Origin of the sequence: Burkholderia sp. AU28863, from assembly GCF_002223195.1 — a bacterium.
Taxonomy (GTDB): domain Bacteria; phylum Pseudomonadota; class Gammaproteobacteria; order Burkholderiales; family Burkholderiaceae; genus Burkholderia; species Burkholderia sola.
In genome coordinates, this window is record NZ_NKFE01000030.1 from 1 (window position 1) to 22,983 (window position 22,983).

The following is a 22,983-nucleotide window of genomic DNA, read 5'->3' on the forward strand; positions in this document are numbered from 1 at the left end:
CGCGCGCGCGCGCGTAAGTTGCGCTACAGGAGAGGCGATCATGGCAGGACCTGATGCGAACGGTACGACGCTTGGTGGAATCGCCAGCGCCTTCGACAAATTATTTAGTCGAATTCCGCAGGTTGCACACGATTTCGTGTTCAACAACTACGACAAGCTTGCGCACAGCGTGTATCCGGTCGCGCTGTCGCTGATGATCGCGTGGTGGGCCTGGCGTGTCCTCAAGATGTACAGCGGCAGGGTGCCGATGGACGGTAGCACCATCGTCGGGATGATGATCGTCACGTTTTGGGTGTTCTGGTGTCTGTCGTGGGGCGGCATGGGCAGCCAGGTCTATTCGTTTTTCACGGAGCTTCGCGACGATACGATCACCGCCTTGCTCGGGTCGAAGGACGTGCATACCTACATTGCGAACCAGATCACTAGTTACGACACGGCGGCGGCTCAGCTGATGGATCAGTCGTGGACGAGCATCAACATGATCGTGCTCGGGGCGTTCCTGATGATCTTGAACACGCTGATTGTCGCGGTCGTGCTGTTGCTGAAGATTACCTCTGATCTGGGGCTGGCCATGACGATGGTGTTGTTTCCATTGTTTGTGCCGTGCCTTGCATGGGAGCAAACGCGGGGTTATGGGATGAGCTGGGTAGGTGCGATGGTTAAGTTTGCGTTGGTCGGCATCTTGTTGATGGTGTCGCTCAAGATCAATTACGAATTCGTTGGAGAACTGATTACGCAGAGCGGCAACTTCATCGAGAAAGTTTCGGATGCCGCGCTTGCGATCGCGCTTGAAATCTTCTCGCTGATCTTCGTTGCCTTCGGCCTGCGACCGCTTGCATCGGCGCTGGCCTCGAGCGGTGCAGCTGGCAGTGGCGTTGCCGGCGCGATCGGCGGGATGGCACTCGGAGCGGCGGGTCGTGCGCTTGGCACGGCGCTTGGTGTCGGTGGCGGCGCTTCGCCGGCGACCCAGGCCGCGACTGCGATGCAGCAGATGGGCCGGTCGATGGAGTCGATGTCCAGGAATATCGAGGCGCTGAACAAGCACCTGGGCGTAGAAGGTGGCTCGTCGCACGGCGCGCTTGGGCGTGAGCCGTCGAGTGCCGGGCAACCCGGCGCGTCGATGAGTACCGCCGTGACGCAGGAGGCTTCGTCGTGAAACGCGAAACCCTGACCCCCACGACAGCCCGATTGAGTTCTGGCCGTGCGCCGATCCGCGCGGGCGAAAGCGATGTGCCGGTTCAAGAGGCGGAGCGGCCGGTCCCGCCGGTACAACCGTTTGCTCGAGCTGCTGAGGCGCCCGAGCGCACCGAGCCAGATGATCACCGAGCCGAGCGTGAAGCGGCCCGGGCGGAGATGGCCAGCAAGCCGTCCAGGCGACTCAGCGCATTGAAGAGCAAGAAGGCTGCGCCGCCAGACGATGGTAACGGTCCGCCCGTTGAGTCGTATCAGGCGATGCGCGTATCGCGCGCTCGCGCATGGGTGCTGGCGATCGCGGCTTGGCCGATCGCGGGTCTGTCAATTGTCGGAAACGTGTTTCAGAGCGCGAACGCGGACTATGTACCGCCAGTTGTGCTCACCATCGGTGCTGACAATCACGTGCAGAAGAGCGAGATCGGCACGCCCGAGGTGATCCTGTCCAAAGACGCGATCATCGACGGCGAGATCGCTCGCTACCTGACTGAGCGCTTTTCGCTGAACCGGGCGTTTCGCGACGACATGGTGCGCTATGTCGATTTGCACTCGACGCCTGACGTTGCGGCTGCATTTGATCATGAGATGGATGTGAACAATCGTGACAACCCGTACTACAAGCTGCCGCAAGGTGTGAGTCGCAAAGTCAAGGATGTGCGCGTGCGCGTGTTCGACCGCGAGGCGAAGAAAGGCGAGGCAACGCTGGTGACGGTGGAGGACGGGCCAGGTGCCGACGGCAAGCCGACCTATTGGCATGTTCGCTTCCAGTACGACGTGGTGAAGCAGGCGCTGTCGCCTGCCGATCGCTATATCAACAGCACAGGCTTCGTGATGACGGCCCATCAGGCGAATACCGAGCCTGGGCCCAGCAACCTGACCGCAGGCGAATGAAGCGAGCGAATGAGATGAGGACTGACATGAACAACGATCGACCCATCATGAGTGTGTGCGTGGCGCGTAGGAATTTCCAGCGACTGGCTGCAGGCGCGGCGGTCGTGGTCGGCGTGTTGACGCTCGGTGCGTCCGCCCATGCTGCCGTGGTGCCACCTCCTGGCCAACAAGATCCGCGCGTGCAGCGCGTGCCATACGATCCGCAACAGGTCTACAGCGTGACGGGCGTGTACGGCTATGTGTCGCGCATCGACTTTCCCCGCGGCGAGCGCGTGCTCAAGCGCGTCCTGGGCGACACGTTAGGGTGGCAGGTGCGATATTTCAAGAACCATGTGTTCGCCAAGCCGGTCCTGCCGAATGCGAAGACGAACCTGATGGTGACGACAACGCGTGGCGTCTACCAGTTCGATTTGACGAGCTCGAACGACCCGGCACGGCTGACGTACGCGCTCGATGTGATGTCGTCCGATGAAGATGGCGACATGAATGCCGATGACGCTGGTGGCGCGATGACGGCTGTCGAGGCGTCGGCCGACGACGGCGATGCATTCCAGCAGCCGCGTGTAGTGAACCAGGACTATCGGGCTGCAGGCGACGAGCGCCAGTTTGGCTTGCAGCGCGTGTTCGATGACGGGCAGTTCACGTATTTCCTGTTCGTCGGCAATCATCCAAAGCCGGAGTTGTATTCGGTCGGTGCGGACGGAACCGAACTGCTGCTGGATCCGCGTCGTGAAGGGCCGTATCTGGTGGTTACGCAACTGTCCGATCGATACACGGTTCGGGATGGAAAACGGACGCTGTGCATTGCACGTGGTGCGGTGCTGACGAGCGCGCGGCAAGGCGCATCGGGAGCACTGTGATGAGCGATCTGCACGACGACGAGCAGCCGGACCGACGCGAACCGCGTCACGGAGAGGATGTCGACGGGCCGGAGGACGTTCGGGCCGCGCGTGCGCGTGCGCGTGCTGCGATGAGCGGCCGGATGATGTCGGGCGACCCCAAGCGCGTCCAGTCGCAGAAGATGTTGATCAGTGGCGCGGTGGTCGTAGTCATCGCCGGCTTCGGACTGGTCTGGTTCCTCAAGCATTCGGCGCCGGCGCCGACCGCGCCGGTGCAGAACCAGCCGAAGGTGGTGGAGCGCCCCAATTCTCCCGGTCAGTTGAATCCGGATTTGCAACACGGAGCGGCGTCCGCTCCGCAGGCGTCATCGGCTCCGATCAACGTGCAGCCGGATAGTGCGGCCGAGCGTGAAGCGCGCCGGCTGGCAGAAGAGCGCGCGTTGGCGGCAGAGAAGGCCCGACTCGCAGCCGAGCAGGAGGCTGAACAGCGTCGGAAGTCGTCCGTGTTTGCTGATGATGCCAGCCTGGATAGCGACAAGGATGGCGGTGAGCCAGCAGGAGCCACGGACGCGGCGAGTGCGACTGCGGCGCTCGCGAGCAGCAGTCGCGCAGGTGGGCGACCTGTCAACGATCCCAACTCGGCATTCCAGCGCGCGGTGGAAGGGCAAGGCGTCGAAGTGAACAAGGTGCAGAAGTTCGCGAATCTCGCCTGCATTATCAAGCCGGGACGCGTGATCGATGGCTATATGCGACCGCGGGTCATTTCCGATCTGCCTGGCATGCTGACGATCGACGTGAGCCGTGACGTCTACGGCGAGCGCGGGCGGATTCCGTTGCTGCCGTGGGGCACGACGATCACGGCGCGTGCGAACCCGGTGACGAAGGCGGGGCAGGAGCGCAACTTCATCGCGTCGGCCGAAGCGTACCTTCCGAACGGCGAACACATCGCGCTCGACTCTGGCGTGGCGGATCAACTGGGGTCTGCCGGCATTGACGGCGACGTCGACCGCCATCTCGGCCAGGTATTGGGCGTCGGTGCAGTGATGGCTGTCTTGGGTGCTGGCGCAGCGACAGGTGGCGTGAACGCGGGTGACCAGAACAACTCAATTTCGAACTATCGGCAGAGCGTACAGGGTTCCCTCGCGCAAGGCGCACAGCAGCAACTGAATGGGTACGCGAACATTCAACCGACCATCAAGAACGATCAGGGCACACGCGTGCGGATCACTGTGGAAAAGGTGCTGGATTTTTCGGATACGTGCGCGAAGAAGCGCGTCGCGGTGGACGAATGATGAACGCAAACCAATCGGAATCGGACGCGGGGCAGCTGCGGGCGAAGTCGCTGCGCGCGGAGCTGGATGAGGCGCTGACGGAGCAGTTGCAGGCGCGCATGCACGTCGGCGTGGCGGAGAATGGCGAGCATCGGCTGCAACTGGCGAATGCACGTGTCGCCGACGTGGCGCGCCGCTGCTACGACGCGGGTCAATGTCTGGACTCGAACGCGGTGCAGGCGGCCGGCGCTCGCGCTCGCGCTGAGCATATGAAGAAGGGGCGCTGATGTCGATCTTGCCTGCTTTCCTGAATCGGACTGCCGCCCTGAGACCGTTCTTCGAGGACGACACGGTCACTGAGATCGAGGTGAACGGTCCTGGCGACGTTTGGATCATGCGACAAGGTCAGCGCTATGCGACGCGCGTTGAACTGACGCGTCGGTTGGAGACTGACACGCTGCACGACATCGCGGATCTGATCGCACACCACTCGGTACAGGAGACGAACGCGAAGAATCCGTTGCTGACAGCGACGATTCCGGCCGATTTGACCGGGGCTGAAGGCTGGGACTATCGGTTCCAATATGTGCAGCCACCTGCGGTGCCGGTCGGCACCGTGTCGATCACGATCCGCAAGCCGTCCCGGCTGGAGTTCGACCTGGACTATTACGTGAAGTCAGGAGCCTTCAGCCGAATTAACGAACCACTGCCCGAGCAGGAGGATGACGAGCGGTTAGTTCGCGAAGCGTACGAGAGAAAGGATTGGCCGACCTTCTTCAGATTGATCATGAAGGCCCGCAAGAACATCTTGGTTTCCGCTGCGACCAATACGGGCAAATCGGCGTTCATCAATATGTTGATGACGCTTGCCAATCCTGATGAGCGAGTGGTGACGCTCGAGGACGCACGGGAAATTCGCCTGAACAAGCAGAAGAACGTCGTGAACTTGCTGTATTCGCGCGGTCAGCAAGGCGTCGCGAAGGCGACGCCTGTCGAGTTGATGGAAGCGACGTTGCGGATGTCTCCGGATCGTGTGATTCCGGGCGAACTGCGTGGAGCTGAAGCCTACGTGGCGCTTGAGATGTTGAACTCCGGGCACGACGGGTGGTTGTCCACGATTCATGCGAAAAGCCCGGCGCACATGTGGGACCGTCTTGCGCAGATGGTGATGCGCTTCGGTACGCCGATGATGCGCGCCGAGATCATCGAATACGCGAAGGGGCTGATCGACGTGGTGATCCAGATGCATCGCTTTGATGATGGTCTGCGTGGTGTTCGGGAGGTGTGGTATGCGGGGCACTAGTGGTAATCGGGCTCGCGCGAGCGTAGCCGTCGCGGGCGGGACGATGATCGTGTTTGCGATGTTCGGGTGTGCAGGTGATGCGCTGGCCGGCGTGTCGATAAAAGCGCCGACATCGGCACCGTTTGGCGAAGGTGGGTTTTCGGCAATGGCCCAGGCTTGCGCACCCGGCGTCCATCCCGAGCTGATGGGACGAATCGGCCGGATCGAGAGCAGCGGCAATCCTTATGCGATCGGCGTGGTCGGGGGCCACCTGGTGCGGCAGCCGACGAACCGCGCCGAAGCGCTCGCGACGGTGAAAGCCCTTAATGCTGGGGGCTGGAATTACAGCCTCGGCATCGTGCAGGTCAACGTGCACAACTTCGATCGGTACGGGGTGAGTGCGGCGGACATGTTTGATCCATGTCGCAACCTGAAAACCGGAGCGGCGATCCTGACGGAATGTTACACGCGAGCCCGCGCAGCCGATCCACGCAACGAGCAGCGCGCAGTGCATGCGGCGCTGTCTTGCTACTACTCGGGCGATCTGAAGGCAGGGCGGGCTTATGCGCTGAAGGTCGCGGCCGCCGCGCCGATCGATTCGGTCCGCGTGCCGGATGCGATTGGCATTGTGTCGGACGGTGTGGCACCCCGCGCATCGTCGCGCGGGGCCCGTTCAGCAGGGCGTGTGCTGGCAGAACGGCGGGAAATGGGCGCAGTCGATGACTGGTTCGATGGGGGCGACGATGAGCCTCGCTCCTCGCCGAACGTGCGTCGACGTCAAGTGACGGCGGTTGATCAAGGCGGGCGGCTGTCGAACACATCGGCGGACGATACGAACTCGGGCGGTACCGTCCGGGTGCGCAAATTGAATGACAACGCGGCAGGGGCCGCGAGGGAGCACGACGATGACTGAGACGCCGGAATGCCGCAAAGCGCGGCGGAAGATGTTGTTCTGGTTGATCGTGACGATTGGTCTGGGCGTGACGCTCGGGCCGATGCTGCGTGACGAGTCGCCGATCGGCGGATTGTTTCTGACCTTCGCGATGATCGCCGGCGGCGGATTGATCGCGCACGCTGCGCCGCGTACCTCGCCGCTTTTGGGGCTTCTGCTGCTGCCGGTGTGGTTCGTTGGCGGGGCAATCGCCGCGCCCTTCATGTTCGCGAATGCGTTTGGCGATTGGCGACTGATTCGCCGCCAGCAAAACAACGGAGTGTGGAAATGAAAGCCTCTTTCGATGCGAGCGTCGCGACGCTCTTGCGCCGCGTGGCGCCGGCGTGTGCCGTGTGGACGTTGCTTGCTGTGGCGGGGCCGTCCGCGTATGCGGACGACTATCCGTGCCGGGTGGCCTTGTGCGTACCGTCACCGGAGAACCCGTGGGGCATTGCAGCATGTGTGCCGGCGCTCGAGCGCTTGTTCGACGACCTGGCGCACGGGCGCGGATGGCCGACGTGCGAAGGCTCGGGCGTCAGCATGAACTACGTGAATACGCCATTTGATCCCTGCCAGGGCGGCTTGAACGAAGCGGGGCCAGGCGCATGGGTGATCGAAGGCAAGTCGCGTCCGAAACAGCCGACGTGGTTCTACGCGGACCCGGCGTCCTATGGGATCTCGCCGTCAGCGTCACCGCAGCAGTCGGCGGGTGGCGACGCGGGGCCGAACGCTTCGCTCGCGTGCGTTGGCAAATTGATGGGGACGTACACGACCTATGTTGGGCAGTACAGCCGCGATTACCAGGAAGTCAGCGTGACCGTGTACGACCAGATCGTGTGGCAGAAGCCGCAGTCGCCGTGGGCGATCGATGTGTATCAGAGCGGCCGGTTCTCGCGACGTGTGCACTGGAGATAGGAATGATCGTCCGTGAATCGGAGGTGTGTAAATGACCCCTTTCCGTATTACGCGAGAGTGCTGGTCGCGTCTCGGCATCGCTGCTGTTTTGTTTGCCGGCACCGCCCATGCGGCGCTGGCGGCTGACTTGTTGAGCTGGGCGGTGCGGGCCGCGAAATTCGATGCGCGCGGGATGCAGTCGGGGGGCGTAATGTCAGATGCGTCCGGCTCGTGTCGTATCGATGTCGGCTTTGCGCCGGATGGCGCGGCCGCGCGACTCGTCGATGCGGCGATCGACAGTGCGCGCACGTCGGTGAAGGTGGCCGCCTACGCGTTCACGTCGACCGAGATCGCGCGGCGACTGGCGGCAGCACAGGCGCGTGGCGTGAAGGTCGAGATGCTCGTTGACGCGAAGGAAACGCGAGATCTGAGCACGCGGGGTTACGCGAGTCGAGCTATGCAGACGGTGTTGCAAGCAGGTATCCCGGTGCGCGCCGTGTCGGCCTACAAAACGAGCCACGACAAATACATGGTGGTGGACAACGAATCGGTCGAGACCGGCAGTTTCAATTACACCAGCGCCGCAACCAAGAATTCCGAGAACGCGCTGTGGATCGCGTCATGCCCGTCAATCGCGCAGGCGTTCATGCGGCATTGGCAGTCGCGATGGGATCAGGGCGTAGCACTCGGGCGCGCGGACTAATGGAGTCAGAAGCGATGGAGAAGGACGTGATTATGCGCGCTCGAATGTGGCGGGTTGTGCTGTTTCTCACGAATGTGGCTCTGGTGCTCCTGTGCGCGTGCTCGCTTCCATTGGTCGTAACGGACAGTATTCGCGCGTGGCCGTGGCATGGCACGGAAATGCTGGTTTGGCCGATGTGGGCAACCGTCTGCACGATATTGGTCCTCAAACCACTTGGATCTGTCGTCGATGAGATAGGCGACGTAGCGATTCGACTAGTCAATTGGTTTTCCGATCGACGGCACCAACGATGAGACCCAGCGGAATGGTAGAGGGGAAAAGTCCTCGTCTGGCCCGTCGTCTGCTCGGCTATGGGGTGAAGCTCGCATTGGTCTACGGGATTGCTCGTGTAATCCCATTTGTTGTTGTGTCAGCAGCCGACCAGGCCGGCGCCGGCGGACAGGTGCGATGCGCGATTGCGATTGTCTGGATCGTGCTCTTGTTCATTGCGGCGCGCATCGTGCGGCGTGCATGGAATGAAATCAGTGTGGCCTGTGAGTTGGGGCTGACAACGGTGTTGCGAAAGCTGAAGAGAGATAACAAGCAGCGAGAGGCATCAGGGCAATCGGCAGGTGGTGCGCGGATGAGGTGAACGCATCGGATGCCACAACGGTGACACGGCCGTGAACCAACAACCTGAATGGAGCTATTCATGTTTGAAAACACTGTACTGCGGATGTCGGATCAGAAACGCCAGCAGCATCTCGCCGAAGACGAACAACGGCTTCGCGATCGCAAGTCAGAAATCGCCATTCGGCAGCGCAATCTTAGGCATTGGCAGGACCACGCCAAGCTTGACCCGCGCGGTGTCAAGACGGCGATGGATGCGGAGCTTGCGGCGCGGGAGCAGGACAAGGCGCTCGACGAGCAAACGCGCAAGATCCAGCGAACCTTCGGCCTGGATGCGAACGTCAAGATCGATACGCCGCAGATGCGAGCGGCGCTGGAATCGACGTTAGCGGAGAAGGAAGCGGAGCTGAAAGAGCGCGCGCAGCGTGTGCAGGATCGCGCAGCGGTGCTCGCTGGCTTGCAGCAGCTGGCGATGCTCGATGCGAATCGCACGGCAGAGCTGCTAAACGATTTCAGCGACCGGCCCGCGTTGAATCGGCAGCCCGAGGAAGTCACGGCGCTTTTCAAGGGGGCGATCGATCGGAGAGAGAACGGCACCGGCCGCTCATATCCGAAATCGCTGGACGGCTGGGCGGAGTCAATCGCCGATCGCACACGTGAGCTGGACGCAGCGGAGCGGAGGCTCGAGGCGAGCGAGAAGGCATTGCGGCAGCAGGTCGAGCAGGCGATCGAAAAGGCCGAACGGCAGGTCGTGACGCCCTCCGAGCAAACCGCAACGATTGCGCGCGAGGTCGAAGCCGCGCGCGTGGCAGCGGAGAAGGTCGCGCAGGCGGTGCCGGCACAAGGCGTAGCGGAGCAAGCGGCGCATGCCGAGCGGACCGTACCTGAGGCCGGCAAGGCGTCGGCTGACCTTTCTCGTGACGCTTCTGTCGCAGTTAAAGAGCCTGTCGACCTGTCGCCACAGGCGCTGACGCCCGAGCGTTTCGAGGCGACCGCGAAGGCGTATGCCGCGGCGAGCGGCATTGACGTCGCAAAAGCGACCGAAACGCTCCAAGGTATCCGTGAAGTGCAGGAAGCGGCGGCGATCCGTGAGGCTCGGGAGAAGTTTTTCACGCGTGGAACCGAGCGCGAGACCACTGTGGTCGAGGGTAAAGCTGCTGGCGCGGTGGGGCAGGATGCCGGCAACGCGATGCGCGGAACAGTTGTCGCGGCCGCAGACTTGTTCGGCAAGGCGAGCGCGAAGGATGCGAAGGCGATCGTCGAGGCCGGGGAGGCCGCGCAGCGGGCAACACAAAAGGCGGACGGGCAGACGCAGGAAGCGAAGACGACCAAGCAGCGGCGGGCGCCCCAAAAGAAAGCGGTCGGGCAGAAAGCGCCGGCGGTTGAGAAGGATGGCAAGGCCGCCGACGGCAGCGCGAAGGTCCAGAAGATGCAACGCAAGTCGCATGAAGCGATGACTCCGGCAGAGCGCGTTGCTCGACGCGAAGAGTTCTTCAGCAACCTGAACGAGCAGGCAGGGCTTACGCGAGACGGGAAGGAGATCCAGCAGGAGCGTGGCCGTTCGACGGGGCGTGCCGCGAAAGGAGACGGCTACGGGATCGGGTGATATCGGATCTACGAAACGGCCGCTTGTTGCGGGAGAACGATATGGGAAGCAAAGAAGCGGTCGACGTGACGATCGTCGGTGATGCGGTGGTCGTCACGCCCGGAATTGGTATGAGTTTGGCGGTTCGTGAGGCTATGACGTCGAGAATCAGGCGCGGTGCCGGAGAGGTTATTTTCGATCTGGAAGGCACGCTTTGTGAGCGCTTTTACGAGGCTGATGACCGCATCACCAGCGATACGACGAACGCCACCGGATATGGTCGGCACTCGATGATGCGGGACGATGAACAGGAAGACCGTCATGGCAACCGAAAAATTGTCTGCCACGAAACTTGCACGAAGAAGTAACACTTCGGCAGCCGAGATTCAGAGGAGGTTTATTCATCTCGGCTACATCGAGGTTCGGGACGGACGGCATCACTTTACCGAGCTGGGGCGAAGCGTCGGCGGGGAATTCAGGAAGAACCATCCGACCGACGACGGATACATGGTTTGGCCTATTGATCTTCTACGGGAGCATGAGTGCATGGAGAGTGATGCTTGCAACTACGATTTCGATAGGGGTTTTGACGGTGCTGAAATACTGGAGATCACGATTCTCAGGGCTGATGCCGCCCGAGCGCCCGATCTTCCGAGTCATCTATTTCCAGGCGCCGGCAGTGATGGTGCGCTGTTTCGCGTCACCGCTGGTACTGCCCCGAGCCGAGATGTGATGAGCGGTGTCCTCGATCTCGCCATTGTCGATGCCACCCTGGTGCGCTACGACGAATGCACCGGGGAGGGCTATTTCGTCGTCGTAGACGGTGATGCTCCCGCAGCCGGCACGGTCCTTCGGCTCGCCGGCGACGAGCACGATACCGCAGTCGTGCCGACCGTTGGTGATGCGCTGGCCGGGAAGATCATTCATCCGGCGATGACGATTGAACAGTATTACGACGAGCTGAATCGGCACGACTGGTACTGCGGATTTTCTGACGACTATTCGGTTGAACAGCGAGGGGAAGAGAACTACACGCGACTTCTCGAAATTGCCAATCAACACGGCGCGGACTATCTGGCGCTAATCGGGGCGTTTCGGAAGCACCATTTTTCGGGCGAGCCGTGGAATACCCCGCAGTACGACAAGCCGGCGCGTCCCATCAATGGCGTTCTGGTGCTGCCATCGACGTCGACGGTGGGCGCTGAGACCACGACCGTTTGCTCGAACAACCTCGAGGATTGATCATGCAGAAGCACGAGATCGTGATGATGCAGTGGGTGGCCGCCGTCGTATCGCTGGTCCTGGGTCTGCTGCTGTCGTTCACGATCGCCGGCTATCCGCCGATGCCGTTCCCGGCAGGCATCGTGCATGGCGCGATGGCGGCGTCCGCGAATCCGGCGATGCTGTGGGGATTGATTCCCGGTGCAGGGTTGGCCGTCTTCCTGTGTTGGGCTTGCCACGAACATCTGTTCAGCGGCTTCGAGGGCTATCGTTACGAGAAGTACATCCGCGGCACGAAGATGGAGAACCGGCACCAGCTGAACGGTCGAATCCGTCAGCACAACAACAAATATCGTCGACGCGCGAAACCGCCGCATGATTACCCGCGTCCGCCTGTGTCGGTCGCTGGCATCGAGTTTCCGACCGATCTGGAAACGCAGGGCATCATCCTCGTCGGCTCGCCCGGTACCGGCAAGAGTCAGGCCATCCAGGGGCTCGTCGCGGCCGCATTTAACCGTGAAGACCGGATGGTGGTGGTGGATCCGAACGGCACGCTGTGTTCGCGCTTCTACTTGCCGGGCGATCGCATCATCAATCCCTACGACGAGCGCTGCATCGGCTGGTCTCTCTTCAACGAAGTCGCGGAAGGATTCGACTTCGAACGCCTCTCGCGATCGGCGATTCCGCCACAGAAATCGGGTGATCAGGAAGACTGGGCCGGATTCGCGCGTGACGTGCTGGCCGACACGATGAAGAAGATGCAGATGAACGGCCTCCGTGACGTCGACGTGTTGATCGATCTGCTGGTGCGTCGCGATCGCCGGCTGCTTCAGGCGTATTTGCGCGATACCGACTCGGCGGGCTTTTTTGCGAAGGATGCGGATCGAGCGACGGCAAGCATCATCTTCACGCTGAACAAATACATCAGGCCGCTGCGCCGCATCCCCGATGGCGATTTTTCGATTCGCGAATGGATGTCCAATGAAGATGGCGGAAACATCTGGATCACGTGGCGCGAGGATCAGCGCGTGGCGTTGGAGCCCACCATCCCGATCTGGCTGGATCTCGTGTACTCCATGATCCTGTCGGAAGCGCCGACCTTCAGCCGTCGTCTGTGGGTATTCAAGGACGAACTGGCATCGATCGGCCGGCTGAATAGCTTCCAGGGCGCGATGCAGAAGGGCCGGAAGCATGGCCTGTGCGACGTGGGCGGCATTCAGGGTTTCGTGCAGCTCGATCAGATGCTTGGTGTCGAGGGCGCAAAGGACGTGCTCGACTGCTACCGCAGCATGTTGGTGCTGGGTGGCGCAAACGCAGAGGCGACGGAACGTGCCTCGGTGATGCTCGGCAAGCACGAAGTCGAGCGGCATCCGCTGCCGGTGCAGGGCGGGTGGCGGAACAATACGCGTGAGCGGCGTCACGAGTCGGAGCAGATCGTGATCGCCTCCGAGATCTCGACGCTGCCGGACCTGCAAGGCTATCTGAAGTACGGGAAGGACTGGCCCGTGACCAAGGTCAAGATGAAGGTGCGCAATTTTCCCGAGCGCGTCGAGCCGTTCATTGAACGCTCACGCATGGACGAGATGCGGCTGGTCGACGAACGCGGTGTCGAGTACGAAATCGTGGACGACGAACCGGATGACGACGTGGCGCCGGTGCCTACCGACGCGGGCGACGGAACCGACGACGATACGGCGGGTGTCGCGCACGCCGGCGACGTCACCGCAACGAATACGCCCGAGCCTCCAGCGCCGGGACGTGGCGCGTAACGCGCCTCAGGAGAAATCATGCAGGAATTCCGATTTGACGACGTGATCGTGTCGGCCGACGCCGACGATCTTCAGGCATATCTTCAGGATGCGCACGGTGGGGCCGAGCGGCCGCTGTGTCTCTGCCAGCCGGAAGGGGTGCCGATGTACGTGGCGAAGGTCGGCGAGCGCTACGTGATCAAGCGCATGCCGAGCACGGGCGGCCACCACACGCCGGACTGCGCCTCCTACGAGCCGCCGGCGGAGCTGTCTGGCTTCGGCGAGGTCAAGGATCGTGCGATCCAGGAAGACGAAGCGACCGGCACCACGACGTTGCGCCTCGATTTCAGCCTGACGAAGATGGGTAAGCGTGCCGCGACGCCGTCAGCCGGCAGCGAACACGATACGGTGCGTACCGATGGTGCGAAGCTGACGTTGCGCGGCCTGTTGCATTATCTGTGGGACCAGGCGGCGTTGAATCGTTGGACGCCGGGCATGGAAGGCAAACGCAACTGGTACGTTGTACGAAAGTATCTGCTGCAAGCGGCGCTCGGCAAGAAGGCGAAGGACATGGCGCTGGCCGAGCAGCTGTATATCCCGGAGGTGTTCGCGGTCGAGCGCGAGGCCGAGATCACGCAGCGGCGCGTGGCGCGCATGGCGACGCTCGTATCGGGTGACAACAAGGCGCGCAAGCTGATGATCGCGATCGGCGAGGTCAAGGAGATCGGCCCGTCGCGATACGGGTTCAAGCTGGTGGCGAAGCACCTGCCGAACTTCCCGTTCATGATCGACGAAGAGCTGTACAAGAAGCTGAACAAACGCTTTGGCGACGAGCTGGCGCTCTGGAACGGTGTGGAAGGCGCGCACCTGGTGTTCATCGGCACGTTCTGGCTCACGCGCGCGGGGTACGCGACGCTCGAAACGCTGTCGCTGATGGTGACGACGGCGAACTGGATTCCGATCGAGCACGGCTTCGACGTGATGCTGCTCGACACGCTCGCGGCACAGAAACGCAAGTACCTGAAGGGCTTGCGCTACAACCTGGCACGCAACAAGCCGCTGGCCAGCGCCGTGCTGACGGATACGACGCCGCCCACGGCGCTGTATCTCGACCTGCCGGTCGACAGCGACGAAGATCCGGTCGCGCAGACGATCCAGCACGTGATCGATGCGAGCGAGTTGCCGTCGTGGATCTGGTCGGTGATGGACGCGATGCCGCCGTTGCCGGAGCCGAACGCAGCAGCGCACACGATGCGCCGGCCCGCCGCATCTCCGGTGCTGCCGGCGCCGTCGCGATACGAGCGGCCGGATGATGAAGCTGGCTATGGGGAATCGGCGTGGTGATCGATCAGCGCGGCGCATTCGCCGATGAGATGTGGCCGGTCGGCGTGACGCGTAGCCGTCACGTCGTCAATTCGTTCGCTATTCGAATGGTGAGCGGAGAAAAGATGCGAAATTTCACCGTTCACGCTTCCGTAACATCGGGCGAGCGGCTAGAATCTGACAAATTTGCGTCCGTCTGTTCGGACCTGGAGAAAGTACTTGAAGAACGAACCGTAAAACCGTTCGCACAAAAGAAAAACCCCCGTCTGCAAACGGGGGCTTGTTCTTGATGACGCGCAACAGAGAGAAGGTCGCGGGGCATCGAATTACGTCAGAGGTGTCGTGATTCTAGCCCATCGAAACTCTCTGTCAAGCGTCGTCTGTCCGAACTCGTCTCTAAAAAATGGGCGACAGATGATTCCAATGGCTACTGGCTGGCACATTGGGCGTTTTGCATACCAAAACGCCACGCGTTTTATCCTTTCAAATCAGCAGGTTAAGCCGAGGCGCGGCGGGCTCGTCACGAACTCTGGCCATGCCTCGCCTAGTCGGCCACCGGCTGACGCCTACCAAAATTTTTCCCGGCCGCCAGCCGGATCGGAGCGCGGACCCGCTTAAGGCCGCGCCGTGGAATACCCCTTCGCCTCCGCATCGTTCCCGCCTGATCCCTCCGGTCAGGCAGGCACGGCCGCGCACGTCGACGCTGCGTCTGAACAGGATCTGTTCGGCGGCATTGTCGCGGCCGCGCGCGGCGCGCACGCGGGGCTGCGTGCGCAGGGCGCGGGCCTGAAGGGGGCACCGAAGCCGGCGGCCGCGCTGCCGGAACGGATCTGGCCGGAAGACATCCCGCACCCAGCGCCGGCGAGCGCGCCGAAGCTGCTGCGCGAGCTGAAGGTGCGGCTCGGCCGCTATCTCGACACACCGCAAGCATGGTTGCCGCGGCTGAACATCGCGAACGGTAGCGCGCGTCAGCAGCGTAGCGAGCGCCGCGTGGCGTGCGTGCAGCTGATGCGCGCGCTGGTGAAGTTTTGCGACCTCGTGACGCTGCGCGTCGCGGTGCCGGGCAAGGATGGCTGGATCGACTTCACGCTACCGTACCTGGCCGAACAGGCGGGCCTATCGCTGCGACGCGCCGAGCGTGCGTTGCGCGATCTGATCCGCGCCCGGCTGATCAAGAGCCGCCCGCAGTGCGAAGTGCAGGAAAGCGAGCAGGGCGTGCGCTACCGCGGCTTCGCCGCAATCAAATACCTGACGCCGGCGCTGTTCGAACAGTTCGGCCTCGGCAAGTGGCTGAACCACGAGCGCACGCGCGCGCACCTGCGCGCGCAGCGCCGGCGCGACGCGCAACGCAAGCGCGATCGCAAGGCCAGCGTCGAGGCAGTCAAGCTGGGCGAGCAGCTGGGCGAACAACTCAAAAACGTCCAGTCACGCGTCAAGCAGCGCGCGCAGGCCGCCGACGTCGACCGCCAGGCCGAGCTCGAGCGCGCAATCACGCTGCGCGCAGGCCAGCTGAAGATGCAATACCCCGATTGGGACCGCGATCGCTGTTACCGGATCGCGCGACAGCAGCTGGCGCCGCCCAGCCACTAAGCACCCCCATAAACGTTCACCTATCGCGCTCGCGAGGGGTGCGCTCGTCTGCGCACAGAATTCCGAGCGATTTCCCGTGCGCGCGCGCACGAATTTGCCGCGTAGCGCGCGGTTTTTGCGCACGGGGCGCGGCGGTGGCCACCGGAATGTGTGGATAACTTAAATTAATTGTCGGGTCGGATCTCGTTTAATTGTCGGGACTTATTCAGAAGCCTTCTCTAACTAGAAGCAACTCCACCGACGGCTACGCCGCCGCGTCACGCGGGCTTCGCCCGCTTGCATGAATCAACACCCTCGAACCGCCACCCACACCCTCCGGCTGGCACTAAGCCGCTGACGGCCTACGGCCGCCATCGGCCAAGTGCGCGGAAATCACGCGCGGCCGACAAGTCGGCCGCCCGCTCACCGCGCTCGCTCCGCTCGCCCATCGCCTGAACTGCCATCGGACACGAACCGCCCACTTGTCTACAGGAAAGGGGATTGATACTGTATGGATATACAGCTACCTCGTGAGGACATCATGCGCCCGATAACCGACGAAAACTCGAACCATGCTTTTGCATTTCCGGGCTGGGAGACGCTGATGACGGATCTCGCGGCCGTGGCCGCGAGCCTGATTGACGAGCATCGGCTGAACTACGCCGGGCGGCCGCTGACCTGGCGCATGCTGCACGAGCTTGAACTCCGCGCGATCGCGCAGTTGAAGACGTCGCGCAAACACTCCCCGACGCTGTTGCACCTGATCCGGAACGATCCCGGCGTGTTTGCCTATCCCATTTCGGACGCACCCGCCAATCTCAGCTCGCACGGCGCGATGCCGGTCGTGATGGCGGAACTCTGGTCGGCCTGGCAGCGGTTGCACTGATTGCCGATCAGTCGCCGCGGCCGTAACCTTTTTTGCCGCGATCAACACCACGGCCTTGCTCGCGCAGCAGGCGTTCGCGCTCGTCGAGCGACTGCGCCTGGCTTTCCACGTTCGTCATGAACTCGTCGCGGCGCGCGACACGCTCGGCCGGCGTCATCGCCTGATACGGCTTGCGGCCCTCGCGCTCGAGGCCGAGCTGTTGGCCGTCAGCTGCTCGCCCGTGCTGCCGCTCGTATTCACGCTGGGCGGCCCGTTCGATGCCCGCAATCATCGCATCCGCGCGTGGCTTTCCGCTCGGTAAAGCCAACGCGCGCTGCGTGTCGCGATCGCGCTCGATCGCCTGCAGCAGATGCACGTGCGAGCTGGGCCACATCGCGTCGAGCCGTCGACCGTTTTCCGTTAACTCGTTTGTCCACTTCGGCGGGCTCGCGATGCCGCTGCGCTGGATTCGCTTCAGGTCGTTCCAGCTGTCGACGTACCGATTGACCGACAACGAGAACTGGTCGCGCTGCGCGACCGGCAACTTGGGCGGTCCAACTTCGACCGGTGCGGCCGGCGCCGCGATCGCTGCCTCGCGCGCTTCGGCGCGCTTCGACATCCGCTGCGCGAATTCGCCGGCGATCGACAGCGGCCGCTCGACCGAGCGGTATCGGGTGGCCGCTTCGCGCTCGCGCCGCGCAGTGGCTGCTTCGACCAATTCACGTGCACGCGTCTCGCCCGATAGGGCGACCAGCGCATCCCATGCGCGCCCGTCGTAGGACACGCCAGGCTGAACCTGATCGCGCCGGCGCAGTGCCGTCGTCAGCTGGCGAATGCGCGCCTGTTCGCTTGCGAGCGTCGGGCGGTCTTTGGCGGACACCTTCGCGAGCGTGGCGCCGAGCTCGGCGCGCAAGCCGTCGGGCGATCGATCGCGCCGGCGCTCGGCCGCCGCTTCGAATGCGATTTCTCGGCGCTTTGCAAAGGTCTGCCGATGCGTGTACTCAGGATTGTCGCGGATCACCGGCCGCACGTCGTGCGACGCACTGAACGCTTTTTCGACCGGCTTGCTTAAGCCTCGCACCAGTGATTTCGCGTCGTCGAACGCGTCCCGGCCTGACGCGACGACGAGTTCTTTCTTGTGCCGCGTCATCCCGACATACGACAGTTCGGCATTCATCGAAGGCGTCGCCAGTAGATACGCGCGATCGACTGTCACGCCCTGGCTCTTGTGGATCGTCAGCGCGTAGCCGTAATCGAGATCCGCGTATCGCCCGGTGTCGACGACGATGTGTTTGCCGCTGTCCAGGCGCACCGATACCAGCGAGCCGGGCTCGGGAGGTGTTGCGCCGTCTTGCTGCCGCGACGCAATTCCCTCGATCACGCCGAGCGTGCCGTTGCGCACATCCAGCCCGTAGTCGTTGCGGCCGAACACGACGCGCTCGCCAACCGCGAACGGCACGACCGTCACGGACCGCTCGCCGTCGACCTCGGTCACGAGTGACACTGGCTGATCGGTGCCGAGCTCGCCACGAGCGGAAAGCGCCGCGCGCATTGCCGTGTTCAGTCCGTCGCGCTGCGCATTCGTGTGCGTGATCAGCAGTTGGGAATCTTCCGGATGGGCGTCGCGCGCCTCGAGCGCGAACGCGACCAGACCGTCGCTCGCCGCAGCGAGTGATTCGGGCAGAAACACGGAGCCGCGCATGATGTACGCGTTCAGCGCCGTGCTCACATCGTGTCTGGACAGCGCGACCGACGCTTCGCGCTGCCAGTCGTCGTTCTGCCGAACGATTTCCGTGAGCCCGGCCAATGCCCCGGCGTTTTCCGCTTCCTTCGAGACAGCCCGGAATGCGTCACCCGCCTCGACCGCGTGCAGCTGCCACGCATCGCCGACCAGGCGCACGCGCGTGCCAGCCGATTCGGCGTGCCCCAGCAATTTTTCCAATTGGCGTGATCCGACCATCCCGGCTTCGTCGATGAACACGACCGTTTGCGGGTCGAGCGTCAAACGCCCTTTCTCGATCGCCGTCAAAAAGCTGGCGAGCGTGCGCGACGAGATGCCGGCGTCGCGTTGCATGTCCTCGGCAGTCTTGCCCTGCAATGCTGCGCCGAGCACCCGAAAACCCTCACCTTCAAACGCTTCGCGTGCTGCGCCCATCACATAACTCTTGCCGGTGCCGGCCGCGCCGTTCACCACGCCGAGTTGCCGATCGCCGACCAGAAGCTCAAACGCCGACAGCTGCGCCGGCTTCAACCTTCGCTCATCGCGCACTCGGTCGGCCGTCGCCGCGGCGACCGGATCGACCGCGATTCCGGCCATCCGCTCTGCTCGCGAAACCAACCGGGTTTCGACGGAGCGCAGTTCGGCCGACGTGAACCATTCGCCTTCTTTACCCTGCGCGGCCAGCGCCAGCAATTCTTTCGAATTGAGCATGCGCGCCAACACCTGTTGGTACTGCTCCGCGGAATCCGTGTTCCGGAACACAAACTGCTCGACGTCGTGTCGCGAAAAAATGGAATTGAGCGTCGACAACGCGTGCACGCCGATCGCCGGATTCAGCAGCAGTCGATCGCCGTTCCGTTTGGCGATCTCGCGGTTCTGCGCCAGCGTTTCGGCCATCGCGACGCGCTCGCCCGCGTATTTGGCGATACCGACCTTCCGGGTCGGCTCCAGTTCGATACCGAGTGTCTTGTAGCTTCGATGATCGATCCGCGCCTCGATGCCGTGGCGCGACATGAAGTGGTTCGCGGTGATCGCCCATTCCTCCCGAACCTCACGAACGAACGCCTTCGTGTTGAAATAGCGATCCTTGCCGGCACCGCCTTGTTCGGGATTGGCCGCGTTGTAGCGGCTGAAGAATTTTTCGGGATCGCGCGCGATCCCATCGTTCACGCGCTCACTGAACATCAGGTGAACGTGCGGTTGCTCCAGGCCATCGCTGGCGAGCGGTGCGTGAATCGCCCAGGAATAGGCATGCCGCTCGCCAAGCACGTTCTGAACGAACTCGCGCGCTAGCTCGACGCGCTGTTCCGCATTGAGTTCACGCGGGAGCGAGAAGACGATTTCCGTATAGGTGCGGCCGTTGGCCCGCTCGTAGCGGTCTGCCATGTCCCAGAATACGGTCGGATCATTGGCTGCCCATTCCGGCATGTTGCCGCTTTCGCTAAGCTCGAGATCGCCACGCTCTTCGAATCGCCCTTCGCGAGCAATGTAAGCGTAGTGTTCTTCTCGATCCTGATAGCGCTTGTGTTGCCCAGCTTGCCCTTTCTTGCCGTGCTTCACTTCCATGCGATACATGCGAGCGTGGTTTCCTTGCGCTTTTGGCTGGTTGGTGTGCCGGCGTCTAGGCGGCACGGTGTTTCGCGTCGTTTCTATGCTAGCATAGAAACGAGTAACCGCGCGTAGTGCCGAAATGGTCTTCGACCGTTTCGGCACTACGATCCTCCCTGGAGACGCTTTTCGCCTTTATCCCCTTCTGGTGGCCGGCGATTTTTTGGCTGTTTGGCTTTGCAGGAAGGGGGCCTTCGGAGTATTGATGCCGTCGCCATTGCCTCTGTCATCGTTGATCAGTCGTCAGCCTGTGAGGTCGTGGGATGACGTGCATCCGATGTTTGGCGACGTGTTTTTTTCGCTCGATGGCGTGTCGTTGTTCAGAGGGGACCAGCCGTCCGACGCGTTCATGCGGCGACGTCCCGTGTTGTTCGATGAAGAGAAAATCGTCTGTGGTGATCTGATCCCGGAAACGTCGTGGGGAGCCAGCTTGGCGAATCTGCTCACCTCGCGTTCTTGGGAGACCGTGCGTGAGTTGATCATCGAACGGAATCATCACGTTTGTCAGTGCTGCGGGCTTCAGCGAACCTCGCTCGACGTGCACGAACTCTGGTCTTACGCGTTTCCCGATCAGGACGACATTGATCTGTGCCGCGATAAAGGCTGGTACGTGATGGGTGTTCAGAAGCTCGAAAACCTGATTTCGGTCTGCTCTGCCTGCCATCTCTGCTTTCACCTCGGCTTCGCCAATTCACGGGGTCGCGGTAAGCAAGCACTCGCCCGGCTGCGGGCGCTGAACAACTGGTCGGCGGACGAAATTTTCCAGTATGAGCAACTGGTGTACGATCGATGGAATGCGGCCAATGAGATCGGTTGGCAACTGGATTTCGCGCGGCTCGTCCATCCGGATGGCGGATTGGAGATCAACGGCCAATGGGAGTTGATGCCCGATTCCGATGTTTTCCTTCAGCGCACGCGTTCCGGGTTGAACGATTTTCCAACCGTGCTGCTCAATACGACGTGGTGCTTTCGACACGAAACCGAGTGGCGAGCACCGAATCCTTTTCCTGAAAATTCTCACCTTTGAGGTATTCATGCCGATCGATCAATGGCTCACCAAGCGCATCGCCTTCATCAACGCTCTGAAGGCTCCGACCGAATCGCAGCGGATGTTGGTCGAACTCGCCAGTATCGCAGAGCCGACCAAACAGGAATCGCGCGACCTCGATGCGCTGGTCAAACTGGAGAAATTGAACGAGCGCGCCGAAGAGGCAAAAGTGGCGGCACTCAGGGTTGTGGCCGAGCGCAAGGAAGCTGCGCGCAAGGCCCGCACCCGCCAATTGATCGAACTGGGCGGGATCGTTGAAATGCTCGATTTCCCGGTGGACCGGGGTACGCTGTGTGGCGCGTTGCTGTGGGCGCTCGATCAGGCCAAAACCGACCCGTCTGCGCTCAAGCAACTCAAGACGCGTGGCGACACTTTCATTGCCGACCGCGAAGCTGAGAAACAGACCGGTGGCAGCAAAGGCGATCCGGTTGCCGACGAGCGCCTTCCGGAAAATGTCGCGGGCTAACGCAATTCGGTATCGCGAGGGTAACGCCAGTGGCTAGACAGTCGCCGCCCTTTGCGCGGATTCGACAAGCGGCATCGGCTCGCAAAAGCAAGCGTTGGTGGTCACCCATGACCCGACGCGATGCCGACGATCTGTCGATTCGCTATCACGCGTCGCTCGCCGCGTTGCGCAATCGGCAGGGAACGCATGAGCACCTGCGTACCCTGTTGGTCATGATTGTGCTGACTGGGTTCATTGGCGACGCTTACGTTTCCCCCATTCGGCCCGAAGTGCTCATTGCCGCCGAACAGGCAATCATCGCGTCGATCGATCACGGGCAGGACAGATGCGAATGGGCGCTCGACGCCGATGCGGTCGAACTGTGCGCCGCCATCCTCACGCATCACGATCACCAGCTGCGCACCGCGCCGATTGCCGCGATCAACAGCGCGAAAGAGCGACTGGATCGGCTCATAGCAGACCAGAGCTATCATTCCGTCCAACCTATCTGGCAGCAGCGGAAATGAATTTACTCAAGCGACGCGTCGCCGCGACCGACGACAAAGTGAAGGAATTCAAGGAAGCACGCAAGGTCGCCGCCAAGGCGCAGCGTCAGCAGGTCAAGCAAACGCGCGCGGATCGCGAGCGACGAATTGTGCTGGTCGGTGAGGCCGTGCTTCGGCGGGTCGAGCGGGGAGAATGGGACGACGCGGATTTTCGCGCGATGATGAATGACGCGCTGTCCCGGCCAGCGGACCGGGCGCTGTTCGACCTGGACGATTAGCTGGAATCGGCGTAGCAGCTTCGCGGTTATGGCCCGCCGAAGCGGGCGCGGTTTCACTTCGGTGCGTGGCGCTTGCGCTCGGCCCACTCGGCTTTGCCGAGTTGCACCGTTCGATTCGCCCATGTGACAGCCTCGCCAAGCTGACGAAAGCCGCCTACCTCATCGCCACTGCTCAGATGAACGCAGTAATCCATCGCCCCGGTGTGAACGATGGCCGCGCTGAAGTCGTCGGCCTTATTGCCGATCCGGGCCTTGGTGTGCGACGCGATGCGCTCGGCCGTCTTGTATGCACCGAACGATTCGGCCAGGTTCGCTTGCCATGCCCCGGCCGCGTGGCTGGCACAAAAGCCGACGCCTTGTACGATGGCATAGTGGAAATGCGTGCCGAGCACGCGGCGGGCGATTGCTTCGCTCATTTCGTCGCGCCAGTAGTCGGGACTGTCGGACATGGCTGGT

Annotated in this window: 25 protein-coding genes; 23 read left to right on the plus strand and 2 right to left on the minus strand. The window is 62.3% G+C overall.

What is annotated here, in order from left to right; all coding sequences use genetic code 11:
• The 19 genes from CFB81_RS34790 to CFB81_RS34870 form a co-directional block, all read left to right on the plus strand.
• On the plus strand, positions 1-1,156 hold a 1,156-nt coding region (locus CFB81_RS34790), incomplete at its 5' end, for a type IV secretion system protein (RefSeq protein WP_218829354.1).
• Positions 1,153-2,082 (plus strand): type IV secretion system protein, encoded by a 930-nt coding sequence (locus CFB81_RS34795; RefSeq protein WP_256976443.1) that lies wholly within the window; start codon positions 1,153-1,155, stop codon positions 2,080-2,082. The genes CFB81_RS34790 and CFB81_RS34795, both read left to right, overlap by 4 nt.
• Before the next feature lie 26 nt (positions 2,083-2,108).
• On the plus strand, positions 2,109-2,942 hold the full coding sequence (locus tag CFB81_RS34800; protein ID WP_179236161.1) for a TrbG/VirB9 family P-type conjugative transfer protein: 834 nt from the start codon (positions 2,109-2,111) through the stop codon (positions 2,940-2,942).
• A complete protein-coding gene (locus CFB81_RS34805) occupies positions 2,942-4,213 on the plus strand; it encodes a TrbI/VirB10 family protein (protein ID WP_089438211.1) in 1,272 nt (423 codons plus the stop codon). Before CFB81_RS34800 ends, CFB81_RS34805 begins: the two co-directional genes overlap by 1 nt.
• Entirely contained in the window at positions 4,180-4,479 is a 300-nt protein-coding gene (locus tag CFB81_RS36370) for a hypothetical protein (protein WP_179236163.1), read from the plus strand. Before CFB81_RS34805 ends, CFB81_RS36370 begins: the two co-directional genes overlap by 34 nt.
• Positions 4,479-5,495, plus strand: coding sequence for a P-type DNA transfer ATPase VirB11 (virB11, locus tag CFB81_RS34815; protein ID WP_089438213.1), 1,017 nt, complete (start codon positions 4,479-4,481; stop codon positions 5,493-5,495). Before CFB81_RS36370 ends, virB11 begins: the two co-directional genes overlap by 1 nt.
• 43 nt (positions 5,496-5,538) lie before the next feature.
• Complete coding sequence (locus CFB81_RS34820) at positions 5,539-6,387, plus strand: lytic transglycosylase domain-containing protein (protein WP_256976445.1); 849 nt, start codon at positions 5,539-5,541, stop codon at positions 6,385-6,387.
• Positions 6,380-6,697 carry a hypothetical protein gene (locus CFB81_RS34825; RefSeq protein WP_089438215.1) on the plus strand — a complete coding sequence of 106 codons (318 nt, stop codon included), beginning with the start codon at positions 6,380-6,382 and terminating at the stop codon, positions 6,695-6,697. Before CFB81_RS34820 ends, CFB81_RS34825 begins: the two co-directional genes overlap by 8 nt.
• Positions 6,694-7,320 (plus strand): hypothetical protein, encoded by a 627-nt coding sequence (locus CFB81_RS34830; protein WP_089438216.1) that lies wholly within the window; start codon positions 6,694-6,696, stop codon positions 7,318-7,320. Before CFB81_RS34825 ends, CFB81_RS34830 begins: the two co-directional genes overlap by 4 nt.
• A gap of 31 nt (positions 7,321-7,351) precedes the next feature.
• Positions 7,352-8,002 (plus strand): phospholipase D-like domain-containing protein, encoded by a 651-nt coding sequence (locus CFB81_RS34835; RefSeq protein ID WP_089438217.1) that lies wholly within the window; start codon positions 7,352-7,354, stop codon positions 8,000-8,002.
• A gap of 304 nt (positions 8,003-8,306) precedes the next feature.
• On the plus strand, positions 8,307-8,633 hold the full coding sequence (locus tag CFB81_RS35950; protein ID WP_143328668.1) for a hypothetical protein: 327 nt from the start codon (positions 8,307-8,309) through the stop codon (positions 8,631-8,633).
• A 60-nt stretch (positions 8,634-8,693) separates the two neighbouring features.
• The gene (locus tag CFB81_RS34840) at positions 8,694-10,217 is read left to right on the plus strand and encodes a hypothetical protein (RefSeq protein ID WP_143328669.1); all 1,524 of its coding nucleotides are present in this window, start codon (positions 8,694-8,696) and stop codon (positions 10,215-10,217) included.
• A 41-nt stretch (positions 10,218-10,258) separates the two neighbouring features.
• Positions 10,259-10,564 carry a hypothetical protein gene (locus tag CFB81_RS34845; protein WP_143328670.1) on the plus strand — a complete coding sequence of 102 codons (306 nt, stop codon included), beginning with the start codon at positions 10,259-10,261 and terminating at the stop codon, positions 10,562-10,564.
• Entirely contained in the window at positions 10,518-11,438 is a 921-nt protein-coding gene (locus CFB81_RS35955; protein ID WP_143328671.1) for a hypothetical protein, read from the plus strand. The genes CFB81_RS34845 and CFB81_RS35955 overlap by 47 nt, the downstream gene beginning before the upstream one ends.
• A gap of 2 nt (positions 11,439-11,440) precedes the next feature.
• The gene (locus CFB81_RS34855) at positions 11,441-13,186 is read left to right on the plus strand and encodes a type IV secretion system DNA-binding domain-containing protein (RefSeq protein WP_089438221.1); all 1,746 of its coding nucleotides are present in this window, start codon (positions 11,441-11,443) and stop codon (positions 13,184-13,186) included.
• An 18-nt stretch (positions 13,187-13,204) separates the two neighbouring features.
• Positions 13,205-14,509: a DUF1173 domain-containing protein gene (locus tag CFB81_RS34860; protein ID WP_089438222.1), complete on the plus strand. Its 1,305-nt coding sequence runs from the start codon at positions 13,205-13,207 to the stop codon at positions 14,507-14,509.
• Complete coding sequence (locus CFB81_RS35960) at positions 14,503-14,778, plus strand: hypothetical protein (RefSeq protein WP_143328672.1); 276 nt, start codon at positions 14,503-14,505, stop codon at positions 14,776-14,778. Before CFB81_RS34860 ends, CFB81_RS35960 begins: the two co-directional genes overlap by 7 nt.
• Before the next feature lie 475 nt (positions 14,779-15,253).
• Complete coding sequence (locus tag CFB81_RS34865; protein ID WP_256976448.1) at positions 15,254-16,078, plus strand: Crp/Fnr family transcriptional regulator; 825 nt, start codon at positions 15,254-15,256, stop codon at positions 16,076-16,078.
• 490 nt (positions 16,079-16,568) lie between these two features.
• The gene (locus CFB81_RS34870; RefSeq protein WP_143328673.1) at positions 16,569-16,943 is read left to right on the plus strand and encodes a DUF2471 family protein; all 375 of its coding nucleotides are present in this window, start codon (positions 16,569-16,571) and stop codon (positions 16,941-16,943) included.
• 7 nt (positions 16,944-16,950) lie between these two features.
• Here the strand turns inward: CFB81_RS34870 and CFB81_RS34875 are convergent, their stop codons facing one another.
• A complete protein-coding gene (locus CFB81_RS34875; RefSeq protein WP_089438224.1) occupies positions 16,951-20,217 on the minus strand; it encodes an AAA family ATPase in 3,267 nt (1,088 codons plus the stop codon).
• Positions 20,218-20,332: 115 nt separating this feature from the next.
• Between CFB81_RS34875 and CFB81_RS34880 the strand changes: the two genes are divergently transcribed.
• From CFB81_RS34880 to CFB81_RS34895, 4 genes are all read left to right on the plus strand, one after another.
• Positions 20,333-21,277 (plus strand): HNH endonuclease, encoded by a 945-nt coding sequence (locus CFB81_RS34880; RefSeq protein ID WP_089449595.1) that lies wholly within the window; start codon positions 20,333-20,335, stop codon positions 21,275-21,277.
• Positions 21,278-21,284: 7 nt separating this feature from the next.
• Entirely contained in the window at positions 21,285-21,764 is a 480-nt protein-coding gene (locus tag CFB81_RS34885; protein WP_089438227.1) for a conjugal transfer protein TraD, read from the plus strand.
• 107 nt (positions 21,765-21,871) lie between these two features.
• Entirely contained in the window at positions 21,872-22,270 is a 399-nt protein-coding gene (locus tag CFB81_RS34890) for a hypothetical protein (RefSeq protein ID WP_089438228.1), read from the plus strand.
• On the plus strand, positions 22,267-22,527 hold the full coding sequence (locus CFB81_RS34895) for a hypothetical protein (RefSeq protein WP_089438229.1): 261 nt from the start codon (positions 22,267-22,269) through the stop codon (positions 22,525-22,527). Before CFB81_RS34890 ends, CFB81_RS34895 begins: the two co-directional genes overlap by 4 nt.
• 53 nt (positions 22,528-22,580) lie before the next feature.
• Here CFB81_RS34895 and CFB81_RS34900 read toward each other — a convergent pair whose 3' ends face one another.
• Positions 22,581-22,976, minus strand: a complete 396-nt coding sequence (locus CFB81_RS34900) for a hypothetical protein (RefSeq protein WP_089438230.1) — start codon at positions 22,974-22,976, stop codon at positions 22,581-22,583.
• Positions 22,977-22,983 lie beyond the last annotated feature (7 nt).

Excerpts from the sequence above, each read along its gene's own strand:
- CFB81_RS34800 (WP_179236161.1), top strand. The coding sequence starts at position 2,109 with ATGAACAACGATCGACCCATCATGAGTGTGTGCGTGGCGCGTAGGAAT.
- CFB81_RS34805 (WP_089438211.1), top strand. The coding sequence starts at position 2,942 with ATGAGCGATCTGCACGACGACGAGCAGCCGGACCGACGCGAACCGCGT.
- virB11 (WP_089438213.1), top strand. The coding sequence starts at position 4,479 with ATGTCGATCTTGCCTGCTTTCCTGAATCGGACTGCCGCCCTGAGACCG.
- CFB81_RS34820 (WP_256976445.1), top strand. The coding sequence starts at position 5,539 with ATGATCGTGTTTGCGATGTTCGGGTGTGCAGGTGATGCGCTGGCCGGC.
- CFB81_RS34825 (WP_089438215.1), top strand. The coding sequence starts at position 6,380 with ATGACTGAGACGCCGGAATGCCGCAAAGCGCGGCGGAAGATGTTGTTC.
- CFB81_RS34830 (WP_089438216.1), top strand. The coding sequence starts at position 6,694 with ATGAAAGCCTCTTTCGATGCGAGCGTCGCGACGCTCTTGCGCCGCGTG.
- CFB81_RS34835 (WP_089438217.1), top strand. The coding sequence starts at position 7,352 with ATGACCCCTTTCCGTATTACGCGAGAGTGCTGGTCGCGTCTCGGCATC.
- CFB81_RS35950 (WP_143328668.1), top strand. The coding sequence starts at position 8,307 with ATGGTAGAGGGGAAAAGTCCTCGTCTGGCCCGTCGTCTGCTCGGCTAT.
- CFB81_RS34840 (WP_143328669.1), top strand. The coding sequence starts at position 8,694 with ATGTTTGAAAACACTGTACTGCGGATGTCGGATCAGAAACGCCAGCAG.
- CFB81_RS34845 (WP_143328670.1), top strand. The coding sequence starts at position 10,259 with ATGGGAAGCAAAGAAGCGGTCGACGTGACGATCGTCGGTGATGCGGTG.
- CFB81_RS35955 (WP_143328671.1), top strand. The coding sequence starts at position 10,518 with ATGGCAACCGAAAAATTGTCTGCCACGAAACTTGCACGAAGAAGTAAC.
- CFB81_RS34855 (WP_089438221.1), top strand. The coding sequence starts at position 11,441 with ATGCAGAAGCACGAGATCGTGATGATGCAGTGGGTGGCCGCCGTCGTA.
- CFB81_RS34860 (WP_089438222.1), top strand. The coding sequence starts at position 13,205 with ATGCAGGAATTCCGATTTGACGACGTGATCGTGTCGGCCGACGCCGAC.
- CFB81_RS34870 (WP_143328673.1), top strand. The coding sequence starts at position 16,569 with ATGGATATACAGCTACCTCGTGAGGACATCATGCGCCCGATAACCGAC.
- CFB81_RS34875 (WP_089438224.1), bottom strand. The coding sequence starts at position 20,217 with ATGTATCGCATGGAAGTGAAGCACGGCAAGAAAGGGCAAGCTGGGCAA.
- CFB81_RS34880 (WP_089449595.1), top strand. The coding sequence starts at position 20,333 with ATGGTCTTCGACCGTTTCGGCACTACGATCCTCCCTGGAGACGCTTTT.
- CFB81_RS34885 (WP_089438227.1), top strand. The coding sequence starts at position 21,285 with ATGCCGATCGATCAATGGCTCACCAAGCGCATCGCCTTCATCAACGCT.
- CFB81_RS34890 (WP_089438228.1), top strand. The coding sequence starts at position 21,872 with ATGACCCGACGCGATGCCGACGATCTGTCGATTCGCTATCACGCGTCG.
- CFB81_RS34895 (WP_089438229.1), top strand. The coding sequence starts at position 22,267 with ATGAATTTACTCAAGCGACGCGTCGCCGCGACCGACGACAAAGTGAAG.
- CFB81_RS34900 (WP_089438230.1), bottom strand. The coding sequence starts at position 22,976 with ATGTCCGACAGTCCCGACTACTGGCGCGACGAAATGAGCGAAGCAATC.